Source organism: Pontibacter deserti, from assembly GCF_023630255.1.
In the GTDB taxonomy this organism is placed as follows: domain Bacteria; phylum Bacteroidota; class Bacteroidia; order Cytophagales; family Hymenobacteraceae; genus Pontibacter; species Pontibacter deserti.
In genome coordinates this window covers 865,084-889,476 of the sequence record NZ_JALPRS010000001.1, presented here as the reverse complement: position 1 = coordinate 889,476, position 24,393 = coordinate 865,084, and the positions used below count along the sequence as shown (strand labels likewise).

Here is a 24,393-nt window from a genome sequence, read left to right as displayed (position 1 = left end):
AATGCAGATAAGCGTATGTTTTCGTTTAGCCAATAGTTGGTGGTAATAGAAAATTATGAAAGAACCTTCCCACAATATTTTATCTGAAAGGGCAATGGACTTACTCAATGAAGGAAAGCCATTATCTGACTTATATGTAGAAGGTGAACTTAAGATAGAGACAAGTGACGTTTGGGATAAGGATGTAGTGATTGAGAACTGCATATTTGATAGCTTTTCTGGAAGTGTAACTCAGTTTAAAAAGCCCGTCAAAATTCTAAACTCCCGATTCAGAAACTGTCAGTTTGTTTTTACTTATTTTTTGGGTGGTTTAATTATTGAAAACTGCACTTTTGAAAATTACCTTGACTTCCAAGCTGGTGGGCATAATCAATCAGGAAGCTCTGTAATTATTAAGAACAGCGAATTTCAGGATTTTGTTAATTTTTTTGATTGCTGGTACGAAGGACCGGTTATTATAACTGACAATAATTTTCAGAAAGGGACAAACTTACTGAGTGAAAAGCAATTGGTCACTTTTGATGTTCCTCCAAAAATTTCCAATAATCAAGGAAGCCTTAACATTGAAAGTGAATTTGCGACTGAAAAATAGAACCACTTCCACCAACAAAAACTATAGTGCATAAACGCACCATAGCCCAGACGTTAGAAATAAAAATCACATGCCAAACTCCACCATCCAACAAACTATAGAAAACTACATAAATGCCTACAATAACTTTAATGTAGAAGGCATGCTGGCACAAATACACCTGGAAGTAGAATTTGAAAACATTGTAAACGGACAAGTAACACTAAGTATAAAAGGCATTGATGCTTTTAAAGCACAAGCCGAAGAAGCTACAAAATACTTTACCCAACGCGACCAGAAAATAACCCAGCTAACTATAACTGATCATACTGCAGAAACCCAGATAGACTATACAGCTATACTTGCCATAGATCTGCCTAACGGATTAAAGGCAGGGGATAAACTGGAACTGAAAGGACGTTCTGTGTTTACTTTTAAGGATGGTAAGATAATCAGGCTGCAGGATTATAGTTAGGTTACCGCACCTTCGCACGTTTTACCAGGTAACTATAAAGCATCTTATCGAAAGGCTCGCTGATATCGACAGGCACAAAATCAATTTTATACTGGCCGCACTTTAGCGCAAGTTCACGTTTATAGTTCTCTACGGCAGCTTTATAGTTCTCACGTACCTGAGAGGGCTGTAACTTTAGCTCCTGCCCTGTCTCCACATCCACGAAAATGTAGGGCCGCTCGGCAAACTCAAACTCTTCTTCGGTTTTGCGGTCCATCACATGGAAGATCAGCACTTCGTGTTTCTGGTGCTTCAGGTGCTGCAGCGCCGAAAAAGTAGTATCCATATCCTCGTTGCGGCCAAGCATATCACTGAAAATAATAACAAGAGAGCGTTTAGGTATCTGTTGCGCGATCTGGTGAATAACACCCGGAACTTCGGTACCCGAGCGTGCAGGCTTTGCATCTAATTGTTGTTGCAGGAGCAGTAAAAGCGTGTGCAGGTGTGATGCCGTAGAACGAACCGGCGTTTGAAGTTGAATGGTATCGGAAAAAGTAACGAGCCCTACGGCATCTCGTTGTTTGCGCAAAAGTGTGGCAATAGCCGCCGCACAAAGTATACTGAATTTTATCTTGCCATGTGTATCTGTAGGGTAATACATAGACGGCGATACATCCAGCAAAAGGTGGCAGCGCAGGTTAGTTTCCTCTTCGTAGCGCTTTACAAAAAGCTTGTCGGTGCGGGCAAAAACTTTCCAGTCTATGTGGCGGGTGCTTTCGCCGCTGTTGTACAGGCGGTGCTCCGAAAACTCAACCGAGAAACCGTGGTAAGGGGACTGATGCAGACCAGTAATAAAGCCTTCCACCAACTGCTTTGCCAAAAACTCCATGTTCTCAAACTTCTGAACATCGGCAAGGGTGATGGGCTGCTTCATGGGCTACATGCTATTTGGTTTTATCAGGCTTTGCTTCTGAAACGGCAAATGGCACGTCTTGTTGCTTTTCTTCGGGTTTTACTTCCTTTATAGTTACGCTTGCAACTCCGGCTCGTATCAGGTCTATTTCTTTAGCAGCTGCACGCGATAGATCAATAATAGAGTGGCGGCTTTTGGGCATACGGTCGTTGATTTTAACGATGACCGATTTACCGTTCGCTTTGTTGGTAACTTCCACTAAGGTATTAAATGGTAGCGAAGAATGGGCAGCAGTAAGCTTGGCTTTATCGTAGCGCTCGCCGCTTGAGGTGCGTTGGCCTTGCATACGATCAGAGTAGTAAGAAGCCTTACCATTGGCCGTGTACAGGTTGTTACCCGTTGAAAATGAGAGAAGGAATAGTAGTAAAATTGAACATAAATTCATGATTTACTAGTTTGGTCCGGTGCCAAATATAACAGAAAAATTTAACTTCAATTTTAAATTCAAAAATTTTTATATATCATTTCTATATGTTACTTTTAGGTTCATAAAGTTGAATTTAACGTCTAAAAACGGTGGAAGAGAACAACGAAAAAGCAGAAATTTATTCCCAAAGAGTAAGAGCCGGGAAAAGAACGTATTTCTTTGATGTGAAATCAACTCGCTCAAATGACTTCTATGTGACCATCACGGAGAGCAAGAGAAAGTTTAAAGACGAGACCTTCTCTTACGAGAAACACAAGATCTTTTTATACAAAGAAGATTTCGTGAAATTTATGGAAGCCCTACAGGGAACAATTGATCATGTTAAGTCTGAGCTGCTAACTGAAGAAGCTCTTGCTGCACTGGAAGCTGCCGAAAACGCAGAACCAACTGCCGAACTTACCGCCGACGCAACTTTTGATGAAGAACTGAAGTGGGAATAATCTCCCTCCTTACTTTATACATTAAAAATAAAAAGCCTGTGGTATCATCTACAGGCTTTTTGTTTTTAAGACATTTCTGCTTTTGGCTTAGTTTGAATTGTTTTTTTTTATAGTTGCTGTGGGTCCAACCACCCCCATCCCCTCCTTGTCTAAGGCGGGGAGCTTTCTGTTCCTGCTCTAATTGAAAGTATAAGTTTTATAGTCTTAGTTTTAACACCCCTATAGTCCCTTCAAGGGGACAGTTTTGCCTTTGCTATAGGTTGATTTATAGTTTTATAGTTACAGACCAAGATAGGACAGGTCGCGACCTGTCCCTATGGATCTTTGACCACGATAAAGCGATACAACTTAAGCCTATCCATTAACTATAGCTTCTACTATCGAACTGATCGCAGTCTTTGGGAGGAGCGCCTTTGATTTGTTGCGGTGGCGCAGCAACCCGAGGTAACGAGGGTAGCAAGAAAGCAGCAGCGCGATGCCCGAAGACGGGGCCTCCCGGCCATGAGGGCACCGATGTATAAAATGAAACGGTAAATTAGTAAAGCTCCCAGGATTACAAGTAACTATAAAAGTATAGCTTGTTTCAAGAAAGTATAGACTGCAACTACAAGACGATTAAGATTCCTCGGCTTCGCTCGGTTTAACAGATAAAAAACCAACTATAAACCAATCAACAAAAAACCTTATCTTTGCACCCTGAAATTAACTATTAAAGATACATGGGATTAAGATGCGGCATCGTGGGCTTGCCAAACGTAGGTAAGTCAACTTTATTTAACGCTATTTCTAACGCCAAGGCAGAATCTGCCAACTACCCTTTCTGTACCATTGAGCCAAACGTGGGTGTAATTACCGTACCCGATGAGCGCCTGCAGATACTGGAAGAGCTGGTACACCCGGAGCGTGTGCTGCCAACCGTAATCGAGTTTGTAGACATTGCCGGCCTGGTGAAAGGCGCCAGTAAAGGCGAAGGTCTGGGTAACAAGTTCCTGGCGAACATCCGCGAGGTAGATGCCATTATACACGTGGTGCGTTGCTTCGAAGATCCGAACATTGTGCACGTGGCCGGTAAAGTAGACCCTATCTCTGATAAGGAAATAATTGATACTGAGCTACAGCTTAAGGATCTTGAGTCTATCGAGAAAATGATGCTGAAAGTGCAGCGCTCTGCTAAAGCCGGCGATGCGAAGGCGAAGAAAGAACTGGCAACGCTTGAGAAATATAAAGCACATCTGGAGAAGGGCTTTAACGCTCGTAGTTTAGATGCAACCGACGAAGATAAAGAAACAGTAAGCGACTTAAACCTGCTGACTGCGAAACCGGTAGTATACGCTGCTAACGTTGATGAAGAATCTGTAAACACAGGCAATAAATTTTCGAAAGCATTAGAAGAACACGTAAAAGCTGAAAATGCGCAGGTTGTTCTGATCTCTGCTTCTATTGAAGCACAGATTGCTGAGCTGACAGATGAAGAAGAGAAGGAAATGTTCCTGGCGGAATATAACCTGAAGGAGTCTGGTCTGAGCAAACTGATCAAAGCATCATATAGCCTGCTTAACCTTATTACTTACTTTACGGCCGGTGTTAAAGAAGTTCGTGCCTGGACAATCGGTAAAGGCTGGAAAGCTCCTGCTGCTGCCGGTGTAATCCACACTGACTTTGAGAAAGGCTTTATCCGTGCTGAGGTAATTAAACTGAAAGATTACCAAGAATATAAAACTGAAGCTAAAATTAAAGAAGCCGGTAAAATGGCCGTGGAAGGTAAAGACTATGTGGTGCAGGACGGCGACATTATGCACTTCCGTTTCAACGTGTAGTTTATACTTTACAGATATTGAAAAGGGCAGCTTTACGGCTGCCCTTTTTGTTTATACTTTCAGCAGTAGAATAGTTAGGATCCTTGGTATTTGTGTGCGATCATTGTTGTCGAAGTATTCGTTGATGTCGGCAACTATAAAACCCTGTTGTTTGGCTGTTTGGGTGAAATCTGAGATGTTATGAGTATAGCATTCTAGAATCTCGCGGCCTTCATCAGTATCAAATCGAGCTTTGGAACCAGTGTATTGTTTGAATGGATGCAGTTCCCCAATGTACACATATCCACCTGCAACCAACGCTTCAGCAACTTGCTTAAAGATGTGGCCCAGGTTTTCGATGTGTTCCAGCACCAGGCTAAAAGTAATCAAGTTATACTTACCTTCGCAAAACGACCAGTCTTTAGTAATATCAGCCTGAGTGAACTGTACTTTAGCAGAAGTTACTTTCTGCTTCGCTTTTGCCAGCATCTCTTCCGAAAAATCTACAGCTGTAACGTGGGCAGCTTTTTCTTGTAGCCAAAAGGTATTCTTTCCGGTGCCGCAGCCAATTTCCAGTACCCGCTCAAAGTTTATAGTTGAAAGTATAGTTCGCAGCGCCTCTCCTTCTAAGTCGCGGGTGCGGTTATGGTTGGTGTCGTATTGTGAGGCCCAGCTGTTGTAGGCTTTTTGTATGCTGCTCATGGTTTGTACTGTTATGAAAGAGAAAATTAACTACCCAGCTCCATACTCAGAATCGGGAAAGGTTTTCCCATACTATCTGTTTCTGATCTGCTAACCACTTTAAAACCTGCATGCTTATAGAAGCCAACAGCCTGTTCATTCTGTTCGTTCACATCTACTTTTGTGCAACCTAATACTTCAATGGCATGTTGCAGCAGCGCTTTCCCAACTCCCTTTCCCCTATAGATTGGATCGATAAAAAGCATCTCCACTTTGCCTTCAGCTGTACCCGAAAAACCGGCTATCTTATTTTGTTCATCCCTGATACAGAACAGGGTTACAGCATGCAGGTATTCATTTAAGATAAGTGATTTAAAAGACTGTATATCTTCTTCCTTCAGAAACTAACGCGGGTTGTATACTATTCATTACAGAAAGCTATTTATGCAGTTGATCGTTGTATGTTTAGCAAGAGTAACGGTTTGTACATAAAGTGATCTAGGAGCAGCCGCAGCTTTGCTCATATGCTTTGTTAGCGGAAGGAGTTCTTACAAGTTTTCAAATTTTTCTTCAACGTTGGCAAGCACTTCGCAATCGCAATACCCTCCATTTTCTTCCAGCCACGACACTACCTTTTCATTCTCAATACCTTGTTTGTCTAAGTATGATTTTGTTAGGGATAGCGTATCGTCACAGCCGTCTTGTTCAAGCTTTTCGTCAAGGAAATCAAAGAGTTCTTTAAACTGGTCAGCGGGTATAGGTAGGCTGTTTAAGAAATTTTCCTTCTCCTTTATTTTCAATTCTGCCCGTAACTGTTTTTGCCTGTCTTTTTCTTCGTTTGTTTTCATTTATAATTTATTCTTACCGCTAACGGTCTGGGCTAGGGCACGTTTTAATGTGCTTTAGGTTTTGTTGTGGTTTCGTTATTCTTTTATTCTACCTTCTAACCTTTCCAAAACCCTATCAATACTTTGGTTATACTGGTCATAAGTTTCCTGACTTACTCCAAAAAAACCGCCCAGTTTTGGTTGATGCTCAATTAAATCGAATAACTCATTAATATCTTTATCATCAGTGTCATCCGGAAAATTATCATTAAGCTGTTTAAAGTCAATTTTTCCAGCTATGAATTCTCTAGCAGTTTCTAAAGCTAATTTTAGATTTGTTTTGTCAACCATAAATTCTTTATTCCATTCCCTTTCTTACTTTGAGCGGAAATTCTAAATTATTAATGCACCACAACTATAGTATAACAGTAAACATACGGTTATCTGCTCTATATTAAAAGTATAGGTTTCCCTACCTCCTCCTGTTAAACAAGATCTCTTCGTAGCCAATTAGCAGGTCGGCACGGGAGCCGGGTGGGCGGTAATAGATCAGGATGTCGTAACTGTTTTCAGTTTCGAAGTGGCTGCCTTCGTAGTAACTGTGATCTGTAGATTGGTTCTGCTGCAGCACATACTGGTAATTATAGTAACCTTGTTTTAACAGCAGCCGTCCGTTATAAGCCTGTCGTTCAGGATCATACTTCATACGTGCATCAGGGGTGATTTTCCAGTCTGTTAGGGCACCTAAAATGTATACCTGCCCGGTAGTTTCTTCGGTAGATTTCAGTTCAAAATCAACCCAGGTATAGTCTGCGTTTACATCGCCGTTGCCATACTCGCGGCTGTTAAAAATCATTTTGCCATTTATATCCGGCTCCTGGCTGTATACTTCCGTAGATCGGTTCTTATCAATCTGCAAAAACACTTCAACAGGGTTGGCTTCAACATTTACATCGCTTACGCCAATGCCATTGTAGCGCACGCTTCGGGTATCAAACGGGCGGTACTCAGCCAGTCCCAGGAAATTATCTTTCGGCTCAAAAAATACATATTCCAGGCGTTTCAGGTGGTCGCGCACAAAGGTTGGGGCAGGTATAAACTTGGCATTGTCCCAGCGGTGGTTCTGGCGCAGCACAGCCTTTACTTCCATAGCCGGGTTTACGAGTTCATAGTCTTTGTAAAACACATTAAACTCTACAGGCTGACGAGTTTGCCTCCCCGATGGACCAGCCGGTAATCCAAGTTTAGCTGTAACTGCGGTCAGGTTCTGATACACCATTATGCGGCGCGTGAGCAGTAAATTGCCTCCTTCCTCGCGCACTTCCAACAGATAATTACCACTCATTTTTACGCGCGGCACCCGGAAGCGGTAATGCACATACGGCACACGCGTGTTCACCGAGTTCTGTACATCAGTTATAAAAAATTCGTTAAAATCGTTGAGGTACTGCGTTTCTGCCAGTGTTGAGGGTGTCCAGTTATAGTTGCAATGGATGAGTTTGGCTACCAACCGTTGCTGACCAACATTCAGCCTGTCGAACTCCAGTATAATTGGCCTGCTTTGTTGCAGCGATGTTACCGCAGGCTCCAATACTTCTTCGGGTACGCCGGTAGCGGCATAACACTGCACCGATCTTATACCTTCGTGGTAAATATAGTCTTCGTAGCGGAGCTGGGTTTGCTGGGTGTTACTGCTGCTTTGGGATTGCTCTTCTATGGGTACGCAGCCGGTAAGCAGCGTAAAAGCAAGTATACAAGCTGAGATAGATCGTCTGAACATAGAATAGAGGGAGCAGCTATACTTTACTAAGCAGCCGCGCTGGTTATACTTTACGAATATACCGAAATCAGGAGGAGATGCAAAACAGCTTACTCGTGCACAAGCTCCGTCTGCACAATGATACCTGTGTGCAGCGATTTCTGAACCGGGCATTTAGAAGAGATAATCTCCAGCCGCAGTCGTTGTTCCTGTGTCAGGTTACCAATCAACCGCAGCTTTTTAGTGATTTGGGAGATCTTTGCAGCCTTGTCGTCGCAGTGTTCGCAGTCGGCAGCATACACACGCTCATGTACCAAGGTTACTTCGGCGCGTTGAAGCGGCCACTGTTTACGTTTTGCATACATGTGCAATGTAATTACCGTGCAGGCACCCAATGCGCTCATAATGTAGTCGTATGGCGTAGGGCCAGTATCTATACCTTGTTCTATGCCACTTTCATCGATCACAAATTCCTGATTACCCATTTGGATGTTAGCCACATAGCCATTGGGTTCTTCGGCGCTAACAATAACGGTTCTGCTGCTCATAGTGGTGCTGTTGGTTACAGACCCTATACGCAGCAACCTATAACTATAGCTAATCTATAGTTTATACTTAAAAACTAAGGGTAAAAGCAGTGCCTTCGCCAAGCTTAGAGTTAACCGAAATATTGCCCTGGTGCAAACGCATGAGCTGCCGCGATAAACTTAACCCTATGCCAGAGCCTGTTTTTTTTGTAGTATAAAACGGGATAAAGATCTTCTGCATCGCTTCTTCCGTCAGCCCTTGGCCATTATCAGCAACTATAATGCGGGCACGGCTGCGGTCATCTAAGTACGCCTGCAGTTTTATACAAGCATTCTCTTTTTCATGCACCGCCTCAATAGCATTTTTAACTAAATTTATCAGCACCTGCTCTATCATGCCACGGTCTGCCGATAAAAGAATATCTTCGGATGGTATTTCTACTTTAAGCTGCACATGCTGAGATGATAACTGTTCGCGCATCAGTATCTTAATCTCACGCAGCAGCTCCCCTACTTTAAACACATTTTTTTGCGGTACAGAGATAGTAGTCAGGTTACGAAAGTCGTTCACGAACCGAATCAGGCTGTCGGAGCGGCGGCTTATAGTTTGCAGGCAGCGGCCCACGTCATCCAGTTCTTCCCGAAGTATAGTTACCTCCTCAGCCTGGGTATCGGTATAGCTGCTGATCTCTTCAGAAGCACTTGCCGAGAGCGAAGCAATTGGCGTTACAGAATTCATGATCTCATGTGTGAGTACCTTTATCAGGTTGTGCCATGCTTCCATCTCTTTCTCTTCCAGTTCCCGCTGAATGTTCTGAATAGAAGCCAGACGGATACGGTCGCCGAGCAATGCCAGCTCTATTACGTGCACTGTCAGGTTAGCTTGTTCACCACCTTGCCTTACCGGCACCAGCACTTTGTCTCCGTGCTCCAGTTGCTGCAGCCCCAGTACCAGTTCCGGACTAACTTTTTCCAATTCGCTGGTGTGGTTTGCCTGCGCCAGGTGCACTAGTTTTTTAGCAGCATTGTTCAGCATCAGTATCTCCCCGTTTGGTTTATAGGTAATTATGCCGATGCCGATGTGCTGAACGATCACTTCGAAATAATGCAGGTGCGCTTCTTTTTCAGCTCTGACTTCCCTGAACTTCTCCATCACTTCGTTTAACCTTCCAGCCAGTTCGTGCTGTGTTTTGCCTTCGCCGGTCACGTTAAACTGCTCTGTAAAGTCGTCATATTTAATGGAGTTCAGGAAACGTAAAAACTGTCGGTTGGTACGCTCGTGGTAATGCATCAGAAGTATAACCTGCAGCAGGATAAAGATCAACAACCCTATAAAAGTACCCCGGTATTCTGCAGACGGACCAACTATAGCCAAGGCATAAATAGAGGCTGCCAGCAACAGGACACGCAGCAGTACCTGCAGCCTGTAGTTCCTAAAGCTCATACTTCTCCAGTCTTCGGTACAGCGCCCCGCGCGACAAACCCAGTTCTTTAGCGGCTTTCGATATATTTCCGTCGTATTTATGTAGCGCTCGTTTTAATGCATCACGTTCCAGTTCATCCAGGCTCCTGGAGTCGTTTACAGAAATGTTATCTGCTACCGAAGTTTCAGCTTCAGCTAAGAAGAAGAAGTCTTCGGCCTGTAGTTCCCGGTTATCGCTCATTATGGAGGCACGCTCCAGCACATGCTGCAATTCGCGCACGTTACCTGGCCAACTATAACGTTGCAGTTTTACCAAGCCGGATTCTGACAATCGCTTAAGGGGCTGCTTATATTTGCGGGCATACACACCCAGGAAATGTTCTGCAAAAAGCGGGATATCATCCAGTCGGTTACGCAGTGGCGGCAGGTTTAGCTCTACCGTATTGATCCGGTACAGCAGATCCTGGCGGAACTCGTTACGCTGTACCATCTCTTTCAATGGCATGTTTGTAGCACAGATCAGACGCACATTTACAGGTATAGGTTTGTTGGTGCCTACCCTTATTACTTCGCGTCGCTGCAGCACCGTTAAAAGTTTAGCCTGCATTGCCAGCGACAGATTCCCTATTTCATCTAGAAATAACGTACCACCATTGGCAGCTTCTATCCTGCCAACTCTGTCTTCTTTGGCATCTGTAAACGCACCTTTCTTATGGCCAAACAATTCACTTTCGAATAACGATTCTGTAACAGCACCCATATCTACTGTTACAAATACCTTATCGGCCCGCGAAGAGCGTTGATGTATGGTACGGGCTATTACTTCCTTACCTGTCCCGTTCTCTCCCAGCAACAGTACGTCTGCATCCGTTTTTGCTACTTTATCTATTATAGAAAACAACTGTTGCATGGCCGGGCTTTTGCCCATTATTATATCCGGAGACGGATTAAGTTCGGCCGAAAGCGTGCGGTTCACTTCCTTTAGCTGGTTTACTTCTTTGTAGGAGTTGCGCAGTTTACTTGCCGCCGAAAGTGTGGCGATCAGCTTTTCGTTTTGCCAGGGTTTCAGCACAAAATCGGTGGCCCCTTCTTTTACAGCCCGCACCGCCATCTCCACATCTCCAAAAGCTGTTATCATTATCACCACCGCCGATGGGTCATACTTCAGGATCTCCTGCAGCCAATAAAAGCCTTCCTGCCCACTGGTAATGTCTTCACTGAAATTCATATCCAGCAGGATGATGTCAAATTCTTCATTCGACAGCAGAAACGGGATTTTCTTCGGGTTCTTTTCCATCACAACCTCTTTGGCATACCTCCGCAGCAACATTTTAGCCGAGAAAAGTATGTCCTCGTTATCATCGATCACCAGAATACGACCCAGGTTATTTTCCATAGTGGTAGGTTATAGTTTGTGTTACACAGTAAAATATTGTGCCATACTTATACTTATGTAATTTATAAGAAATTAACCAGAAAAGGTAGTAGCTGTTGTCCACTGCCGGACAAAAAGTGTCCATACATGGACAGTATATGAGTGCTTGAAATGGAAGAATTCAGCAGAAATCAGGTTTCATGGTTTTGGCACAGCGCTTGGCTTACACTAATCAGATAAAAACCAAAACTACCTATACTTCAACCCTGACATTACTAAAACTATGTTAAAGATCTATTTCCTGACTGCCATTCGTTCGCTGCTTCGCAACAAGAGCTATACTATACTTAATATCGCTGGTCTGGCACTGGGTATTACCTGCAGCATCCTGCTATTCCTGGTTATTAAGTATGAGTTGAGCTACGATACCTTCCATACCAAAGGCGACCGCATTTACCGCGTTATCATGAACTTTAAAGCCGAAGGAGAGATACAGCCACAGGCTTCTATACCTGTACCAGTAACAAAGGTACTACGAGAAAATAATCCGGGTGTAGAACTGGTTACGCAAGTATATGGCGACATTGAAGGACAAATAACCGTACCGGCCCGCAATGGAAACCCGCCCAAACATTTTCGCGAAACTGCACCAATTGCTTTTGTAGAGCCAGGCTTTTTCGAAATGTTTAGCTTTGATACGGGCAATGCTGATTTTACAAAACCTCTGAGCGAACCAAACAATATTATACTTACCAAAACACTGGCTGATAAATACTTCCCGGAGGGTGATGCTGTGGGCCAGATCGTAAAGTTTAACAACAAACTTACGTTGCATGTAGCAGGCGTTATTCCTGACCTGCCCGTTACTACAGATTTCCCTTTTGTGCTTTTTATCTCCTACCCAACTGTTAAGGAATTCTCGCCCTACGATATTGATAACTGGAATACGACGGTAAGTAACCAAAACCTGTTTGTTATGCTGCCAGATGGTGCAGAGAAGAATGAATTCAGTGAAAAGATTAACCGTTCAATAAAACCGCATATTCCGGAAGACCAGACCGATTACGACAGCTTTTACCTGCAGCCACTTTCGGAGGTACATTTTGGGAATGGGCTGGATAACTATGCCATGCGCACCGTATCCAAAGAGGTAATCTGGGGTATGGCCATTATCGGTATTTTCCTGATCATTACAGCATGTATTAACTTTATAAACCTGGCAACAGCCCAGGCAGTAAAACGTGCCAAAGAAGTAGGCATGCGCAAGGTGCTGGGCAGTGGTTATTGGCAGATTATCCTGCAGTTCCTTGGAGAAACCTTTATCATTACGCTGACTGCTACTTTACTATCTGTTATACTTACCGAGCTTGCCCTGCCATACCTGAACAAAGTACTGGAGCTGGAAATACCTTTCAGTTTAATAAATGATCCGGTATTGCTGCTGTTCCTGGTGCTTGAGATTATAGTTGTTACCTTGTTTGCAGGTCTATACCCTGCCTTTATACTTGCCCGTTTCCAGCCAATCACCGCCTTCCGCAGCCGAATCTCTACCCAGAAAGTGGCTGGCTTATCTTTACGCCAGGCGCTGGTAGTGGTACAGTTTACAATTTGCCAGGTACTTATTATTTGTACCATCATAGTAAGTAACCAGATGGAATATTTCAGGAACAAGCCACTTGGTTTCGATAAAGAAGGTATAATTCTGCTGAGGCTACCGGTATTCCAGGCTGAAAAACTGATGGTGTATCGCCAGGAGCTGCTAAGTAATCCAGCCATTCAAAATGTGAGTTTTGCTCTGTCCTCGCCGTCATCCACCTTTACCTCCCAAACAAGTTTCCGCTTCAACAACGGCAGTGAGAATATGCCTTTTCAATCCAATACAAAGTATACAGATGAGCATTACTTCGACCTGTTCGACATCAAGTTTGTAGCTGGTCGTTCTTATACCAAAAGTGACAGCATTCAGGAATATGTTATCAATGAAACCATGCGCCGCAAATTGGGTATTAAATCGGCACAGGATGCTATTGGTATGAAGATAGGATTAGGTTCAAATCCGCAGTTGCCTATAGTTGGTGTAGTAGAAGATTTTCATCAGAGCTCCCTGCACCAGCCAATTGCCCCATCTATCATGACGACGTTGAGCAACGGGTACTTCCATTTGGCTGCTAAAGTAGACCTAAACAATACAGAAGCTGCTATAAAACATCTCGAAAAAACCTGGTATAAAGCATACCCGGATGATGTATTTAACTATGAATTTTTAGATGAGACCTTTGCCCGCTTCTATAGTGCCGAAATTCGGCAGAACACGCTTTTCAAAGTTTTCGCAGGTATAGCTATACTGATAGGTTGTTTAGGCTTATATGGTCTTGTAGCTTTCATGGCTGCCCAACGAACCAAAGAAGTAGGAATACGGAAAGTAATGGGTGCTTCTATCTTTAGTATCACACTGCTTTTCTCAAAAGAGTTTATAAAGCTGGTACTGGTTGCCTTTGTGATTGCTGTTCCGATAGCTTACTATTTGATGAACTCGTGGCTGCAGGACTTCACTTACCGCATAACCCTTAACCATACTCCTTTCTTGCTAGCCGGATTCGCCACCTTGGTTATAGCATTACTCACTATGAGTACACAAGCTATAAAAGCAGCTATGGCAAACCCTGTGATTTCATTAAAAAGCGAATAGAAATTGTCAATACAGATCACAGATTTAGCCGCCCGTACCCAGGCGGCTAAATTTTTTATTACTGAAAAGCAGCAGCTTATACTTATATCCTAAAATTTTATATTGGAGGTATTTGCTATTAAAAATCCACCTACTATATTTGCACCGCAATACAGCAATTGCACGGTCCGTTCGTCTAGGGGTTAGGACTTCAGATTTTCATTCTGGCAACAGGGGTTCGATTCCCCTACGGACTACACGACAACCCATCAAAACCCGCTTATTTCATCAAATGAGCGGGTTTTTTGTTTCCAGAGTAACAGAAAAGTAACAAAAAAGACTTTTACTGCTGTTACTCCCCTTTTCTGCTCCTATTTCAGGCTCTTACTAATTAGCATTTTCTTTAGTATTTCGCTTCTCCCCGACTGTTGTTATATAGCCTATGCCCGCTCCATATCAGGCTGCCAGCTAACAATCAATACCTTCTCTTCTTCAAGCAATAAATACCCGTAGTCATAACAGAAATAGTAAGTGTTTCCTTTCTTGGTTCGGTATAGCTGTGTCAGGTAATGGAAATCAAAACCAGCCAGTTCCAGGTACTGTCTTGGGACGGTTGTTTTGCCCTTCGGACTTAAGTGACGGAGAATGCTGCGATTCTTCCGTAGGGCTGCATTGACCTGAAGAATCCTGCGTTCGCCCTGGTTCTGCTGCTTCAGTGAATTGTTCGCCTGGTGACGGCAAAGATCGGAACAGTAACGTTTGTCACTTCTTCCTACAAGAACGCCACTGCATTGACTGCATGTCCCGGCCTGAATCATATCCTACCTGTGTATATCCGCTTATACCCGTTTTTACGCGCGTATAAACGCGGCTACTCATATCAAAGGCTGTGTAATTGTAAACAGTAACATACACATCTGCAATAACTTATGTCATTGAGCTACTTTTGACGCTTTACAAATCTGTTGGGGACTTACTGATTAGGGTATGGCAGTATTGGACGTAAATACGTCCTGTTATCTCAAAGCAACTGAACAGGGCTTATTTATTTGGGGGTAGCTAAGCTAAATCCATGCATGAATAGGCCATTGTAGCAGTAAAAGTAGCGCAATCAATACCCATTTGATCCTAAGCAGGATAAGGTCAGCAGCCAGTTGGATAATCTTAGGTAAAATGTTACATTAGCTTAAACATATACATTCATGCATTTATCAGTCACTTATCGCAACTACAGCCCTATTACAAGCCCTAAAGCAGCCTGTAAGAGTTACGTACATAGTGCAGATAAGCGTATGTTGTCGTTTATCCGGTAGTTAGCGTTCATATTAAGTTAAAACCAAGCACTAATCATTAAAATGATAAGAATTGTAACATGGGTATTAGTAGGCTTGCTGATTGGACTTGCTGCTGGTTATTTGATTACTGCTAACTATCTTTTAGAAACAATTCCAAAAGGTTATGTAAGTGTAACTGCAATCAATAAATCAGGGAATAAAATTAAGACTTTGATACTGCACCATGAAAAAGGAAGTATTGAACTGAATGATTTAGCAGAGCAAGAAAGCGTGAAATTGATATTTAGAAATGCAGGTGAAAACACATACTACCTAACAGGTAAGTTTGAAAATGATTCCACTTTTTCATCTAGTAAAGAGTATGTTGAAGCAGGATACAGACTTACAGAAATAATACTTGCAGATACTGTAAGAAGAGATAGGGGTAGCTATTAAAGTTAAATACTACAGCCGCTAACAAGGTATATAAGTCATACTTCGGCTACGCCTCGTTAGCCTTTTATACAAGCCGTTAGGTGAAATAAAAGAGAATGATAGGACAGGTATATAAGTATTACTTAAAAGATTGGAAAGACCCGATAATGGGCAGAGCAATCTCTGAAAACGAAAGCTGGATTCTAGTCCAATATATTCCTGTAGATTATGTAATTGATGGATACAAGATTTTAAGGAAATCATTCATTGATAAAATAGAAAGAACAGCAAGCGAGGAAAAAGTAGAAAGAGTAATCAAATTAAGGAAAACTACTTCAACCTTACCAGAAGGGTTTTACTTTGGTACAACCCTTGAACTTCTGAATTGGATTGAAAAAACATTTGGATTATTTGAATTTCAAGACTCGGAAGAAGGTACTGTTATGATGGGGAAAGTAAAGCAGATTTTAGAAGACAGGTATTTATTTATTGATTTTATAGGTGCTGATGGGAAGATAGTTGAAGATTACGATTATGAATTCGAAATAGCAGAAATCAGAACGATAACTTTTGAAACTGACTATTTCAATGCAATTAGATTACTCTGGAAAGACAACTTGAAGGGAAAAAAAATTAAATCACCTAACAAGGTATAATCAATGTCCTTCGGCCGATGGCCTCGCACACTTATTATACTAGCCGTTAGGTAATATTTCAATCATAAAGTGAAAAAAGTATGATGTTCCTTTATTTACCAATTCTCTTTTTCACAGTACCTTTTCTTGTTTCACTGATTATAAGTAGAGCAAGATTGAGTAGTTATTTTGCATATCCACTTTCTATTATTCTAGTTCTTGCATTACCAACGCTACTTATTTTTTTCGGTCTAATGCCAATTGAAGGCTTAATTTTAACAGTAACAATGGCTTTCTTTATACCTCTGTTAATACTAACTCAGTATCTTGCAAACCTAGTTTTTGAAAATAAAAAATTAAAGAGAAACATTACCTAACCCTGCACATAAGCCAAGCTGCGGCTACGCCGTGCTCGCTTTATGTACGCGGCCGTTATCGGTAATATAAATTTAAAAACTCAAAAAATGAGCAAACCAGAAATACCTCAAATGAGGACATGGCCAAGGAATTTAAGCACAGCCTTAGGCGGCGGATTATCAACCGCCCTTAACGGAGGAATGTCCACAGCCCTTAACGGAGGAATGTCAACGGCACTATATGGTGGAATGTCAACAGCATTATATGGCGGAATGTCGACAGCATTGTATGGCGGTTTATCCACTGCACTGTATGGAGGGCTATCCACCGCGTTATATGGAGGCTTATCGACCGCATTGTATGGAGGTCTTTCTACTGCACTCTACGGTGGTTTATCATCTGCTATTGGCGGAGGAATGTCTACCTCCTCCAGTAATGTTTATAGAAGCAACATTCCTCCATGGCCAGTATTTTTAAGAGAGCTTGACAAAAGAGGCTATAAACAACAAGCAGATTTAGTTAGACGCCATTTACCAGAATTTCTTTGGCCTGAAAATTTTTTCAAATAATAGAAGGCGAACAAATGACAGAAATCCTCTTCCAGTCAATTTGAAATAATATAACCGATAACAATGGCTAAAAATCATTGCCACCCTTTGGGATCGCAACGATTTTTAGCCTAACCGTTACCTGCAATAGAAATGATAGAATTACCTCCAACATTAAGAGCACCTAGAATTGATGAAGTTCCAAAGAACTCACCCGCTCTTGAACTTCTTAAGCAAAGAGAGAGAGCTAATATCGTTCAAGGGTATAAGTTACTTCAAAACAATGAAAGTGAAGAGCAGCAACAATTGCCTTTCAACTTCTATGCAGAAGTCAATATCGATAATTCAAAATTGTGGGAGCTTATAATCAGTTTGTCTGAAGAATTGCCAGATGTAGCGTCACTAATTTTCGGATATGAAGGTGAAGAACCGTGGTATGGAGACTATTTTGACAAAATTGAATTGCTTATTGACTTAGTAGAGTTTAAAAAAGAGATAGTTCAGGATACCTTCATTGATATAGGGCTAATCTACAGTGATGAAGACAAACTAATAGAGATTTTTATACCTGAATCCAAGTATGTCAAGTTTTGGGGAGTAGATGAAGAGTCTTTCAGGAAAATTATGAATGACTTCAACTTGAGAGAGATAGAAAACATCGAATTTGTGGATGAATATCCCAAAGTAAGGGAGCCACTGACATTATTTGATAAAAAAGCTATACCTACTGACGAGCTTATTGAACGGCTAACAGAGGAGTATATAAAAAACTAAAGCAGGTAACAAGGTGAAGCTTTTATACTTGGCTATGCCTCGCACATCGGCTGCACTAGACGTTAGGCACAATTATAACAAACCACAACTAATCATTAATAATAAGTGAAAAAAAGCACTCTTGAAAGAATTTTGCAGGTAACAGTTGCACTGACAGTGCTAGGGATATTGATTTTCCAGCTCTTAGGTATTAACATATTTAGTAAAGAAGGATTGGTAAAAATTCCAAGTTTAATAAGCGGAGTGGTTTTGTTTTGGGTTTTATATATCAGCTTTGGGTGGAAATTGCCGTTAGTGAAATACATAGTTTATCAAGAAAACATTAATGGTACTTGGTTCGGACAGTATGCATCTACAGACTTTACAACAAATAAAATTTACGAGGGGGAAATTGCAATTGTTATTCGTCAATCCTTTTTAAGAATTGATGTGACATCGTTGACTGAAAACTACATAAATTATTCATTCGGAGAAGCTTTTACACACGACTCCAAGAGTGACTCCAATCAGTTGATTTACTTATATTCTCAAAGTGAGTTCAATCCAACAGATGATAAAATAAGAAAAGGGACATCAGAATTGATGTTACATTTTAATGTTGATGAAAAGGAGTTTTTTGGCGATTTTTGGACTAACCATAATTCGAAAGGAAACCTAAATCTAAAAAAAGTAAAATCGAAGCATGCTAAATCCTTTTTAGAAGCAAAGAAATTTGTAAAATGACATACATATACATAGACGGAGATAACATAGGATTAAAAATTGAACAAAGTTTTTTAAATAATAATGAAGACGAACTTTCCGTCATAAATTTATCTGTAATAAAAGCTATTGAACAAATTTCCTCGAATTTAAAGACGTCAGGGCAAGTATTACTTTTTGCAGGCGCTGATGGTGTTATTTCAAAAGGAAACCTGTTAGATATAAAAAAATTACTTGAGAGCATAAGAGCGATTGACTCTGATTTTACTTTTTCTATAGGTGTTGGTAACAGTTTGAGAGATTGCTATATAGCATTAAGATATGCCAAATCAGTTGGAAAGAATATTGCAATCGATTATAGCGATGGGAGGAGCTTTAAAGTGATAAAGTAAGAAGAACTGTGCCTAACAGTGTGTTTATGAAAATGTAGCTAGACGTTAAGCTTTCAACCATAAACCTCTATTTTGCTTTTGTGGTTAGTTAAAACCAATGTTTTCCTATTGCCACAACTTCATAAACACTAAACGTTAGCACATATAAGTGATGGTTTATAAAGAGCTGATAAAAGATTGGGAGTCTGAAAAGCTATTCAGATTTGATATGCATGACCTCTCTGATAAGGGGTTAAATGAAGAAACAATAGCTTTCATGTCAATTGTCGGACTACCGACATCAGCTGCACCATTCTTATCTTTTGCTGGTGACTCAGAAAAGGTATTAAGTAGCATCTTCGACACATTTGAGACGGGAGAAGATAGGCATAAATACTTTTTAAGTATAGGTTCTGACGGTGCAGGTGACCCTGTTTGCATAGACCTTAGAAATGAATGCCATGTCATTATTTTGAACCATGAAGAAGACTTTGAACCAACATTTATGAACTCTTCAGTTAATGAATTATTTCAGTTTCTAACTCTATACAAAAAATTTGTCGAAAAAATCATTAGAGTAAATGGCGAAGACGCTTTTCTTGACGCAGACTTCACGGATAGCCAGTACGAAGAATTAAAGAAGGCTATGGAAGAAGTAGACAATAAAGCGCTTAGAACTAATACCTTTTGGGCGCAGGAGCTTGCTCAATTATTAGGGAATAGAGAATACTACCAGAGTCAAAAATAAGAATTATAGGTGCTAACAAGGCACAGGCTCTATACTCGGCTTTGCCTCGTTCAACGCCTATACTTATCATTGGCGTTTAATAAGTCATATTTCTCAAGAAAACGAGGGTTTTGTGATACTACATCCCATAAATAGCTTTACTTGGATATACTTAATTGTTAGTTTATCTCTTTAAGACTTTAATAGTCTATTAATATAGATAATACTGTAATTTATAATTTATAATAAGCTCCACACATTGAAGATTAAAATAAGCGCTAAGAATGCCATATAAGTAATTTTAGCTACTGATCCTAACGTCTTTAAGTGATTGCTATTTCCAATAAGTATTAAAGATATTAAAGCTAATGAAATAGAAATAACTCCTATAATTTGCGCATTATGAAGGAAATCAGGAAATAACTCTAAATACTTTATGACTCTATTACTATGATCTAAATACTTATGAGTACTATAAATATATAGCCAGGTTATAAAACTGTAAAGTGGGAATAGTGATAAAGCTATACCTAAGCCAATTTTCAATTTGTCTTTCATAATTTTTACCTAAATTATAATAGATATTAGACACCTGATTTACAGGCTGGTCCACAATGCCACTTATCGCAATTCCAACATTCAACGTCATGTAACCAACACTCATAAGTTGCTAGCCAACAACATCCTGAATAATTACCACAACATCCTAAATCAGTTCCTTTTCCCATTAAACAATCTGATTCTAAGACTAGCGCATCCCCCATTTTAACCTTTTCTGAAGATACTATGTCAGACTTATACTTTTTGGCTATCAGGGTTTTAAATTCTGCTTCAGATCTATTCAAAAAGTAAATCTCCTTAAAAGAAACTACCTCTCTTTTGTCCTTTAGAGATTGAATATAATTTATAAGATCGTTGCCTCCAAGATTAACAACAAAGTCCTTATTTTCTCTTAAGTGTTTATTTAACAGATTAACATTTAAAAAGTAATCTTCCTGACACCAAAATGTAGTTTTATCAATAAAATAACCAGGATGTGGGGTACATTCACAGTCTACATTTTCTTTAAAGCTTCTATCAATCGTGTTTAATACTGCTAAATGAAAATACAGAGATTGAATGAGATCAGATCTATATTTATCCGGATCTATTTTATTAATAATAGTCTTTATAAAACTTTCATGTGCAAGTAAAACCTCTTGCCACTGTTCTTGTGATAGTTTATCTTTTAATTTCCTCGCTGTTTTTTCAATATCATAATGAACTCCTAATTTGTAATTAGGAATTACCTTATTTACGGTGACTGTATTAGTGACTAGAAGTTTATCTTTAGCGTTATCAAATACATCTAAATTTGAAGTAACCTTGCCTGCATTAATTGAGGATTGATAAATCAATTTTATATCTCCATAACTATGCACTAGTCGCGCATTTGCTTCTTTGTTAAAAGATATAACTTCTGTTTCTTTTAGTTGGATGTCGTTAAATGCTGATTCATCTTTTTCTTCAGAACAGTTTGTTAGAAAGAGAAGGCTAAAACAAATAAGTATACATACAAACGAGTATTTTTCTTTCACCTTCATAAAAAACTTCTTTATATGTTTGAGTTAATTATATAATTAAAATATTAACTATATTGAATGCAATTATGAACGATACGGATATAATCTTATAAAGTTATTTATACATTATATCAAGTTAGAAAGAAGTTAGTTATATAGATAATTTATATAAGCTTTATATATGTAGGCAATAATTGAAGCTTCATATGTTAAAGAAGAAGTATTTTTATCTCAGATTTTAGTTAGTTATGTCCCTAAATACTTAAGGTAGCGGTAGCAAGTAGCTCTGGATATATGCAGAATTTTGGCTATTTCTTCTACAGATTTGGTACCAGAGTCAAACAGGATGCGCGCTGATTTTGCTTTTTCTACTGCAGCCTTAGAAAGTCCCTGAGGCCTCCCCCCTTTCCGGCCCCTGGCTTTAGCTGCATCAAGCCCGGCTTTGGTACGCTCACGAATGATCTCGCGCTCAAACTCTGCTAGCGAAGCAAAGATGTTAAAGGTAAAGCGACCGGTAGCAGTGGCTGTGTTGATGCCATCCTGCAGGCTAACAAAGTCTACTCCCTTTTGCTTAAACTCCGCTACTAAGTCAATCAAATCCCGAAGCGAGCGGCCCAGCCGGTCGAGCTTCCAGACTACTACCGTATCGCCAGCACGAAGCTGCGCAATCATCTTCTCGAGCTCGGGGCGTTCTTTGCTTTTGCCGGACTTTTTTTCTTTATAGACCTGGTTGCATCCGTACTGGGCAAGGGCATCAAGCTGCAATTCTAATTTTTGATCCTGGGTGGATACCCGGGCGTAGCCTATCTTCATTTTTTATCTCAGTAACTCGTCTCAAATATAGCAAAATGCTTTTGATTTGTGAGATGGCAATTTGAGAAAGAATCAAAAAGTATAAGGAGTAGTTTCTGATCTAATCACTTTATCTCATAAAACGGAGGTATTTTGAGATAGTAAATTTATAGCTAGACATAAAATAACTTATAGTGAATGTTTCAAAAGCTGTGCTGCCGTCATTTGTTATGGTGCTTCTAATTCCAAATATTTATCATAAGGAACATGATATTAGCTCAGCACCATAAAATGCATTCCAGCTTGGATCTATTTAAATGCAGGAAATATTCAGCTAAAGTGATCTATCTAGTTGCCTTGAGCATCCTTATTATTTTGAAAAATATCACTAAAGTTGATTAGAACTATTAATAACTTAGGTAGCTTAAACTTTACATCCAACCTGATTTCGCGACTACAAGGGAAAATCAGAAAAAGTTATATTGCACTTTGCTGAAGTACTCTTTAAAACTCTCTTCTACTTGCTTAAGATCAGCTAAATCTGTAAATAAAGTAGGGGAAAATAAACTCGCTCCATCATTATTAGTCTCAACCTCATGAAGGATCTTTCCAAATGGATGCTCCTTCCCACCTCTAATTATCCGGTAGCCAAAGCGACCAATAGGACTCCAGCCTTTACCCATTTTCTTAGTATACGCTAAAGCCTGCATGTATTCAAACCTATCAAAAAGGCTTTCATAATCACGAATATGTGAGATATAGCTGCTAAAGAATGGTTTCAAGTAAGAGAACAACAGTTCAGACATAGGTACCAGATTTTGGTTATCTAAAGCTTTTTTAAGGGTGTCAGGATCAATTGTATTGTGAGCACTAATGCCATCAAGAATATTTATTTCTCCATAGCTTTTATAAACAGACATAGAGAATAACTTAGACAGGAGCTTGTAATCCTTACTCAGAATGCTAGCTAGACCTATACTATATAAGAAAATAAGTCCAGGGAGAGTTTCGAGGCTTAGCCAAATTGTATTTCCGCTTCGCTCCTTACTTGATGAAAACCGGGCCAAACTGTTAAGCCAAATTGAATGGTGTTGCTCTTTTCCCCAATAAATCCCGTTCACAAACAGGCTACACAGTGTATGGCAATGCAGCAAGTAATATTCTATTCTTACTTTGATTTCTTCTTTGCTTGACGCAACGGTAACTGGTAAGGCATCAAAGTTCTCGAAAACCCTATCTACCTCACCTTTGATTAAGTCGTGAAGAGATATAATGTGTTCATCGCGTACAACATACTTTTTTAACCTGGCTAAAGCGATCTGGGGTGTTAATGGATGGGATGAATTGTTGTTCTCGAGTGCCTCGATATTCTCATGTAGCTCTGTAAAAAAAGTATCAGCATTAACAATAGGTATAGTATGGCCTTTTCTGATGGATGCAAGAGCATCTAAATGTTCTCCTGATTTACCAACATAAGTAAAGTAGTTGGAGAATCTGAATTTGTTAGCGGTTTTCAAGGACTGTACTAATGCAATGTCCCAGGCAGCTGACCATCCACAAGTAATCAACCCGAAGTTCTCAAACACATAGCCCAATAGGTCCATAAGCCGTCCATCGTACTGATCAAGCTCACTTTTTATATTTAGGAAGCTTGTGTCAAGGTAATCACCGTTTATCTTAATTATTGTTATAGGGGAATGGATAAGTGGCATTGTATTTTCAATGTGTCCAGGGTTGCTTATCACGGAAGGCTCTATACCGATGTCTTTTAATGCATTTTCTAAAAGCCTATCAAAGTTAGTTGTTACAACTACTCTTATGTAGCTCTTAGCAATCAACTGAGCCATCATACGATGAGCGATCGTGGGCTTTTTTAATCCTTCTTCCAATTCATCTTCAGTAGGTTCAAAATATGGACGTAGTAGGTTCAATCGTTCTGCTTGGGTGTTGGTAAGGCTTTCTAACAAGTCAGAGTAATCAGGATCCTTTCTGAACTTTTCAATAAACCATTTCTCAGGGTTTGGTTCACAGCTTTCATTCGTCATAGCAGCAATTTTGCGAATCAGGTCAATTACCACTTCCCAACCTGTAGGAATACCGGCACCTCTCGAAACTCCAGAACCTACTAAAAGCGCAAAAGCTCCTTTATTGCTGGACACAGTGTAAGAAACCGAGGTGATTTGATTGTTCATTTTGACAATATTATGTTAAAATCAATATAAAAAATGTATTACTATCTAACCAATCGGAGACTTAAAACGAAAGTTGCCACATACACAGCAAGAGGAGACATTA

26 protein-coding genes and 1 tRNA gene are annotated in these 24,393 nt (G+C 40.3%); 13 read left to right on the top strand and 14 right to left on the bottom strand.

Going from position 1 to position 24,393, the window contains the following annotated elements; genetic code table 11:
• The first annotated feature begins 55 nt into the window (after positions 1 to 55).
• A complete protein-coding gene (locus MJ612_RS03750; RefSeq protein ID WP_187029581.1) occupies positions 56 to 592 on the top strand; it encodes a hypothetical protein in 537 nt (178 codons plus the stop codon).
• A gap of 70 nt (positions 593 to 662) precedes the next feature.
• Positions 663 to 1,046 carry a nuclear transport factor 2 family protein gene (locus MJ612_RS03745; protein WP_187029579.1) on the top strand — a complete coding sequence of 128 codons (384 nt, stop codon included), beginning with the start codon at positions 663 to 665 and terminating at the stop codon, positions 1,044 to 1,046.
• A gap of 1 nt (position 1,047) precedes the next feature.
• Here MJ612_RS03745 and MJ612_RS03740 read toward each other — a convergent pair whose 3' ends face one another.
• On the bottom strand, positions 1,048 to 1,959 hold the full coding sequence (locus MJ612_RS03740; protein ID WP_187029577.1) for a DUF58 domain-containing protein: 912 nt from the start codon (positions 1,957 to 1,959) through the stop codon (positions 1,048 to 1,050).
• Positions 1,960 to 1,969: 10 nt separating this feature from the next.
• Positions 1,970 to 2,383, bottom strand: coding sequence for a septal ring lytic transglycosylase RlpA family protein (locus MJ612_RS03735; protein WP_187029575.1), 414 nt, complete (start codon positions 2,381 to 2,383; stop codon positions 1,970 to 1,972).
• A gap of 131 nt (positions 2,384 to 2,514) precedes the next feature.
• Between MJ612_RS03735 and MJ612_RS03730 the strand changes: the two genes are divergently transcribed.
• A complete protein-coding gene (locus tag MJ612_RS03730) occupies positions 2,515 to 2,865 on the top strand; it encodes a DUF3276 family protein (protein WP_187029573.1) in 351 nt (116 codons plus the stop codon).
• 719 nt (positions 2,866 to 3,584) lie between these two features.
• Positions 3,585 to 4,682 carry a redox-regulated ATPase YchF gene (gene ychF / locus MJ612_RS03725; protein WP_187029571.1) on the top strand — a complete coding sequence of 366 codons (1,098 nt, stop codon included), beginning with the start codon at positions 3,585 to 3,587 and terminating at the stop codon, positions 4,680 to 4,682.
• A gap of 51 nt (positions 4,683 to 4,733) precedes the next feature.
• Here ychF and MJ612_RS03720 read toward each other — a convergent pair whose 3' ends face one another.
• The 8 genes from MJ612_RS03720 to MJ612_RS03685 all read right to left on the bottom strand — a co-directional run bounded on the left by MJ612_RS03720 (position 4,734) and on the right by MJ612_RS03685 (position 11,274).
• The gene (locus MJ612_RS03720) at positions 4,734 to 5,363 is read right to left on the bottom strand and encodes a class I SAM-dependent methyltransferase (protein WP_187029569.1); all 630 of its coding nucleotides are present in this window, start codon (positions 5,361 to 5,363) and stop codon (positions 4,734 to 4,736) included.
• Positions 5,364 to 5,389: 26 nt separating this feature from the next.
• The gene (locus tag MJ612_RS03715; RefSeq protein WP_317233052.1) at positions 5,390 to 5,728 is read right to left on the bottom strand and encodes a GNAT family N-acetyltransferase; all 339 of its coding nucleotides are present in this window, start codon (positions 5,726 to 5,728) and stop codon (positions 5,390 to 5,392) included.
• A 162-nt stretch (positions 5,729 to 5,890) separates the two neighbouring features.
• Positions 5,891 to 6,190: a DUF2695 domain-containing protein gene (locus tag MJ612_RS03710; protein WP_187029567.1), complete on the bottom strand. Its 300-nt coding sequence runs from the start codon at positions 6,188 to 6,190 to the stop codon at positions 5,891 to 5,893.
• A 75-nt stretch (positions 6,191 to 6,265) separates the two neighbouring features.
• Positions 6,266 to 6,520 carry a hypothetical protein gene (locus MJ612_RS03705; RefSeq protein WP_187029565.1) on the bottom strand — a complete coding sequence of 85 codons (255 nt, stop codon included), beginning with the start codon at positions 6,518 to 6,520 and terminating at the stop codon, positions 6,266 to 6,268.
• A 121-nt stretch (positions 6,521 to 6,641) separates the two neighbouring features.
• The gene (locus MJ612_RS03700) at positions 6,642 to 7,949 is read right to left on the bottom strand and encodes a type IX secretion system plug protein (protein ID WP_187029563.1); all 1,308 of its coding nucleotides are present in this window, start codon (positions 7,947 to 7,949) and stop codon (positions 6,642 to 6,644) included.
• Positions 7,950 to 8,038: 89 nt separating this feature from the next.
• The gene (locus MJ612_RS03695) at positions 8,039 to 8,476 is read right to left on the bottom strand and encodes an OsmC family protein (protein ID WP_187029561.1); all 438 of its coding nucleotides are present in this window, start codon (positions 8,474 to 8,476) and stop codon (positions 8,039 to 8,041) included.
• Between the two features lie 67 nt (positions 8,477 to 8,543).
• Positions 8,544 to 9,899 carry a sensor histidine kinase gene (locus MJ612_RS03690; protein ID WP_187029559.1) on the bottom strand — a complete coding sequence of 452 codons (1,356 nt, stop codon included), beginning with the start codon at positions 9,897 to 9,899 and terminating at the stop codon, positions 8,544 to 8,546.
• Entirely contained in the window at positions 9,889 to 11,274 is a 1,386-nt protein-coding gene (locus MJ612_RS03685; protein WP_187029557.1) for a sigma-54-dependent transcriptional regulator, read from the bottom strand. The genes MJ612_RS03690 and MJ612_RS03685 overlap by 11 nt, the downstream gene beginning before the upstream one ends.
• A 262-nt stretch (positions 11,275 to 11,536) precedes the next feature.
• Here MJ612_RS03685 and MJ612_RS03680 point away from each other — a divergent pair, with 262 nt between their 5' ends.
• The 9 genes from MJ612_RS03680 (at position 11,537) to MJ612_RS03640 (ending at position 19,765) form a co-directional block, all read left to right on the top strand.
• The gene (locus tag MJ612_RS03680; RefSeq protein ID WP_187029555.1) at positions 11,537 to 13,942 is read left to right on the top strand and encodes an ABC transporter permease; all 2,406 of its coding nucleotides are present in this window, start codon (positions 11,537 to 11,539) and stop codon (positions 13,940 to 13,942) included.
• 164 nt (positions 13,943 to 14,106) lie between these two features.
• Positions 14,107 to 14,178: transfer RNA gene (locus MJ612_RS03675), tRNA-Glu, on the top strand.
• Positions 14,179 to 15,276: 1,098 nt separating this feature from the next.
• Positions 15,277 to 15,651, top strand: coding sequence for a hypothetical protein (locus MJ612_RS03670; RefSeq protein ID WP_187029552.1), 375 nt, complete (start codon positions 15,277 to 15,279; stop codon positions 15,649 to 15,651).
• A gap of 95 nt (positions 15,652 to 15,746) precedes the next feature.
• A complete protein-coding gene (locus MJ612_RS03665; RefSeq protein ID WP_187029550.1) occupies positions 15,747 to 16,286 on the top strand; it encodes a hypothetical protein in 540 nt (179 codons plus the stop codon).
• A 443-nt stretch (positions 16,287 to 16,729) separates the two neighbouring features.
• A complete protein-coding gene (locus MJ612_RS03660; protein ID WP_187029548.1) occupies positions 16,730 to 17,191 on the top strand; it encodes a hypothetical protein in 462 nt (153 codons plus the stop codon).
• A gap of 132 nt (positions 17,192 to 17,323) precedes the next feature.
• Positions 17,324 to 17,944, top strand: a complete 621-nt coding sequence (locus tag MJ612_RS03655) for a hypothetical protein (RefSeq protein ID WP_187029546.1) — start codon at positions 17,324 to 17,326, stop codon at positions 17,942 to 17,944.
• A 105-nt stretch (positions 17,945 to 18,049) separates the two neighbouring features.
• A complete protein-coding gene (locus MJ612_RS03650) occupies positions 18,050 to 18,667 on the top strand; it encodes a Cap15 family cyclic dinucleotide receptor domain-containing protein (protein WP_187029544.1) in 618 nt (205 codons plus the stop codon).
• Positions 18,664 to 19,038 carry a mCpol domain-containing protein gene (locus MJ612_RS03645; protein WP_187029542.1) on the top strand — a complete coding sequence of 125 codons (375 nt, stop codon included), beginning with the start codon at positions 18,664 to 18,666 and terminating at the stop codon, positions 19,036 to 19,038. Before MJ612_RS03650 ends, MJ612_RS03645 begins: the two co-directional genes overlap by 4 nt.
• A 151-nt stretch (positions 19,039 to 19,189) precedes the next feature.
• Positions 19,190 to 19,765, top strand: coding sequence for an SUKH-4 family immunity protein (locus MJ612_RS03640; protein WP_187029540.1), 576 nt, complete (start codon positions 19,190 to 19,192; stop codon positions 19,763 to 19,765).
• A 219-nt stretch (positions 19,766 to 19,984) separates the two neighbouring features.
• On the opposite strand, the gene MJ612_RS03635 is transcribed toward MJ612_RS03640, so the two are convergent.
• The 4 genes from MJ612_RS03635 to MJ612_RS03620 all read right to left on the bottom strand — a co-directional run bounded on the left by MJ612_RS03635 (position 19,985) and on the right by MJ612_RS03620 (position 24,290).
• On the bottom strand, positions 19,985 to 20,302 hold the full coding sequence (locus MJ612_RS03635) for a hypothetical protein (protein ID WP_187029538.1): 318 nt from the start codon (positions 20,300 to 20,302) through the stop codon (positions 19,985 to 19,987).
• 26 nt (positions 20,303 to 20,328) lie between these two features.
• Positions 20,329 to 21,327 carry a hypothetical protein gene (locus tag MJ612_RS03630; protein ID WP_187029536.1) on the bottom strand — a complete coding sequence of 333 codons (999 nt, stop codon included), beginning with the start codon at positions 21,325 to 21,327 and terminating at the stop codon, positions 20,329 to 20,331.
• Between the two features lie 225 nt (positions 21,328 to 21,552).
• Entirely contained in the window at positions 21,553 to 22,119 is a 567-nt protein-coding gene (locus MJ612_RS03625; RefSeq protein WP_187029534.1) for a recombinase family protein, read from the bottom strand.
• A 446-nt stretch (positions 22,120 to 22,565) separates the two neighbouring features.
• On the bottom strand, positions 22,566 to 24,290 hold the full coding sequence (locus tag MJ612_RS03620) for an SIR2 family protein (protein WP_187029532.1): 1,725 nt from the start codon (positions 24,288 to 24,290) through the stop codon (positions 22,566 to 22,568).
• Positions 24,291 to 24,393 lie beyond the last annotated feature (103 nt).

Coding starts and splice junctions, on each gene's coding strand:
- MJ612_RS03750 (WP_187029581.1), top strand. CDS start 56: ATGAAAGAACCTTCCCACAATATTTTATCTGAAAGGGCAATGGACTTA.
- MJ612_RS03745 (WP_187029579.1), top strand. CDS start 663: ATGCCAAACTCCACCATCCAACAAACTATAGAAAACTACATAAATGCC.
- MJ612_RS03740 (WP_187029577.1), bottom strand. CDS start 1,959: ATGAAGCAGCCCATCACCCTTGCCGATGTTCAGAAGTTTGAGAACATG.
- MJ612_RS03735 (WP_187029575.1), bottom strand. CDS start 2,383: ATGAATTTATGTTCAATTTTACTACTATTCCTTCTCTCATTTTCAACG.
- ychF (WP_187029571.1), top strand. CDS start 3,585: ATGGGATTAAGATGCGGCATCGTGGGCTTGCCAAACGTAGGTAAGTCA.
- MJ612_RS03720 (WP_187029569.1), bottom strand. CDS start 5,363: ATGAGCAGCATACAAAAAGCCTACAACAGCTGGGCCTCACAATACGAC.
- MJ612_RS03710 (WP_187029567.1), bottom strand. CDS start 6,190: ATGAAAACAAACGAAGAAAAAGACAGGCAAAAACAGTTACGGGCAGAA.
- MJ612_RS03705 (WP_187029565.1), bottom strand. CDS start 6,520: ATGGTTGACAAAACAAATCTAAAATTAGCTTTAGAAACTGCTAGAGAA.
- MJ612_RS03700 (WP_187029563.1), bottom strand. CDS start 7,949: ATGTTCAGACGATCTATCTCAGCTTGTATACTTGCTTTTACGCTGCTT.
- MJ612_RS03695 (WP_187029561.1), bottom strand. CDS start 8,476: ATGAGCAGCAGAACCGTTATTGTTAGCGCCGAAGAACCCAATGGCTAT.
- MJ612_RS03690 (WP_187029559.1), bottom strand. CDS start 9,899: ATGAGCTTTAGGAACTACAGGCTGCAGGTACTGCTGCGTGTCCTGTTG.
- MJ612_RS03685 (WP_187029557.1), bottom strand. CDS start 11,274: ATGGAAAATAACCTGGGTCGTATTCTGGTGATCGATGATAACGAGGAC.
- MJ612_RS03680 (WP_187029555.1), top strand. CDS start 11,537: ATGTTAAAGATCTATTTCCTGACTGCCATTCGTTCGCTGCTTCGCAAC.
- MJ612_RS03670 (WP_187029552.1), top strand. CDS start 15,277: ATGATAAGAATTGTAACATGGGTATTAGTAGGCTTGCTGATTGGACTT.
- MJ612_RS03665 (WP_187029550.1), top strand. CDS start 15,747: ATGATAGGACAGGTATATAAGTATTACTTAAAAGATTGGAAAGACCCG.
- MJ612_RS03660 (WP_187029548.1), top strand. CDS start 16,730: ATGAGCAAACCAGAAATACCTCAAATGAGGACATGGCCAAGGAATTTA.
- MJ612_RS03655 (WP_187029546.1), top strand. CDS start 17,324: ATGATAGAATTACCTCCAACATTAAGAGCACCTAGAATTGATGAAGTT.
- MJ612_RS03645 (WP_187029542.1), top strand. CDS start 18,664: ATGACATACATATACATAGACGGAGATAACATAGGATTAAAAATTGAA.
- MJ612_RS03640 (WP_187029540.1), top strand. CDS start 19,190: ATGGTTTATAAAGAGCTGATAAAAGATTGGGAGTCTGAAAAGCTATTC.
- MJ612_RS03635 (WP_187029538.1), bottom strand. CDS start 20,302: ATGAAAGACAAATTGAAAATTGGCTTAGGTATAGCTTTATCACTATTC.
- MJ612_RS03630 (WP_187029536.1), bottom strand. CDS start 21,327: ATGAAGGTGAAAGAAAAATACTCGTTTGTATGTATACTTATTTGTTTT.
- MJ612_RS03625 (WP_187029534.1), bottom strand. CDS start 22,119: ATGAAGATAGGCTACGCCCGGGTATCCACCCAGGATCAAAAATTAGAA.
- MJ612_RS03620 (WP_187029532.1), bottom strand. CDS start 24,290: ATGAACAATCAAATCACCTCGGTTTCTTACACTGTGTCCAGCAATAAA.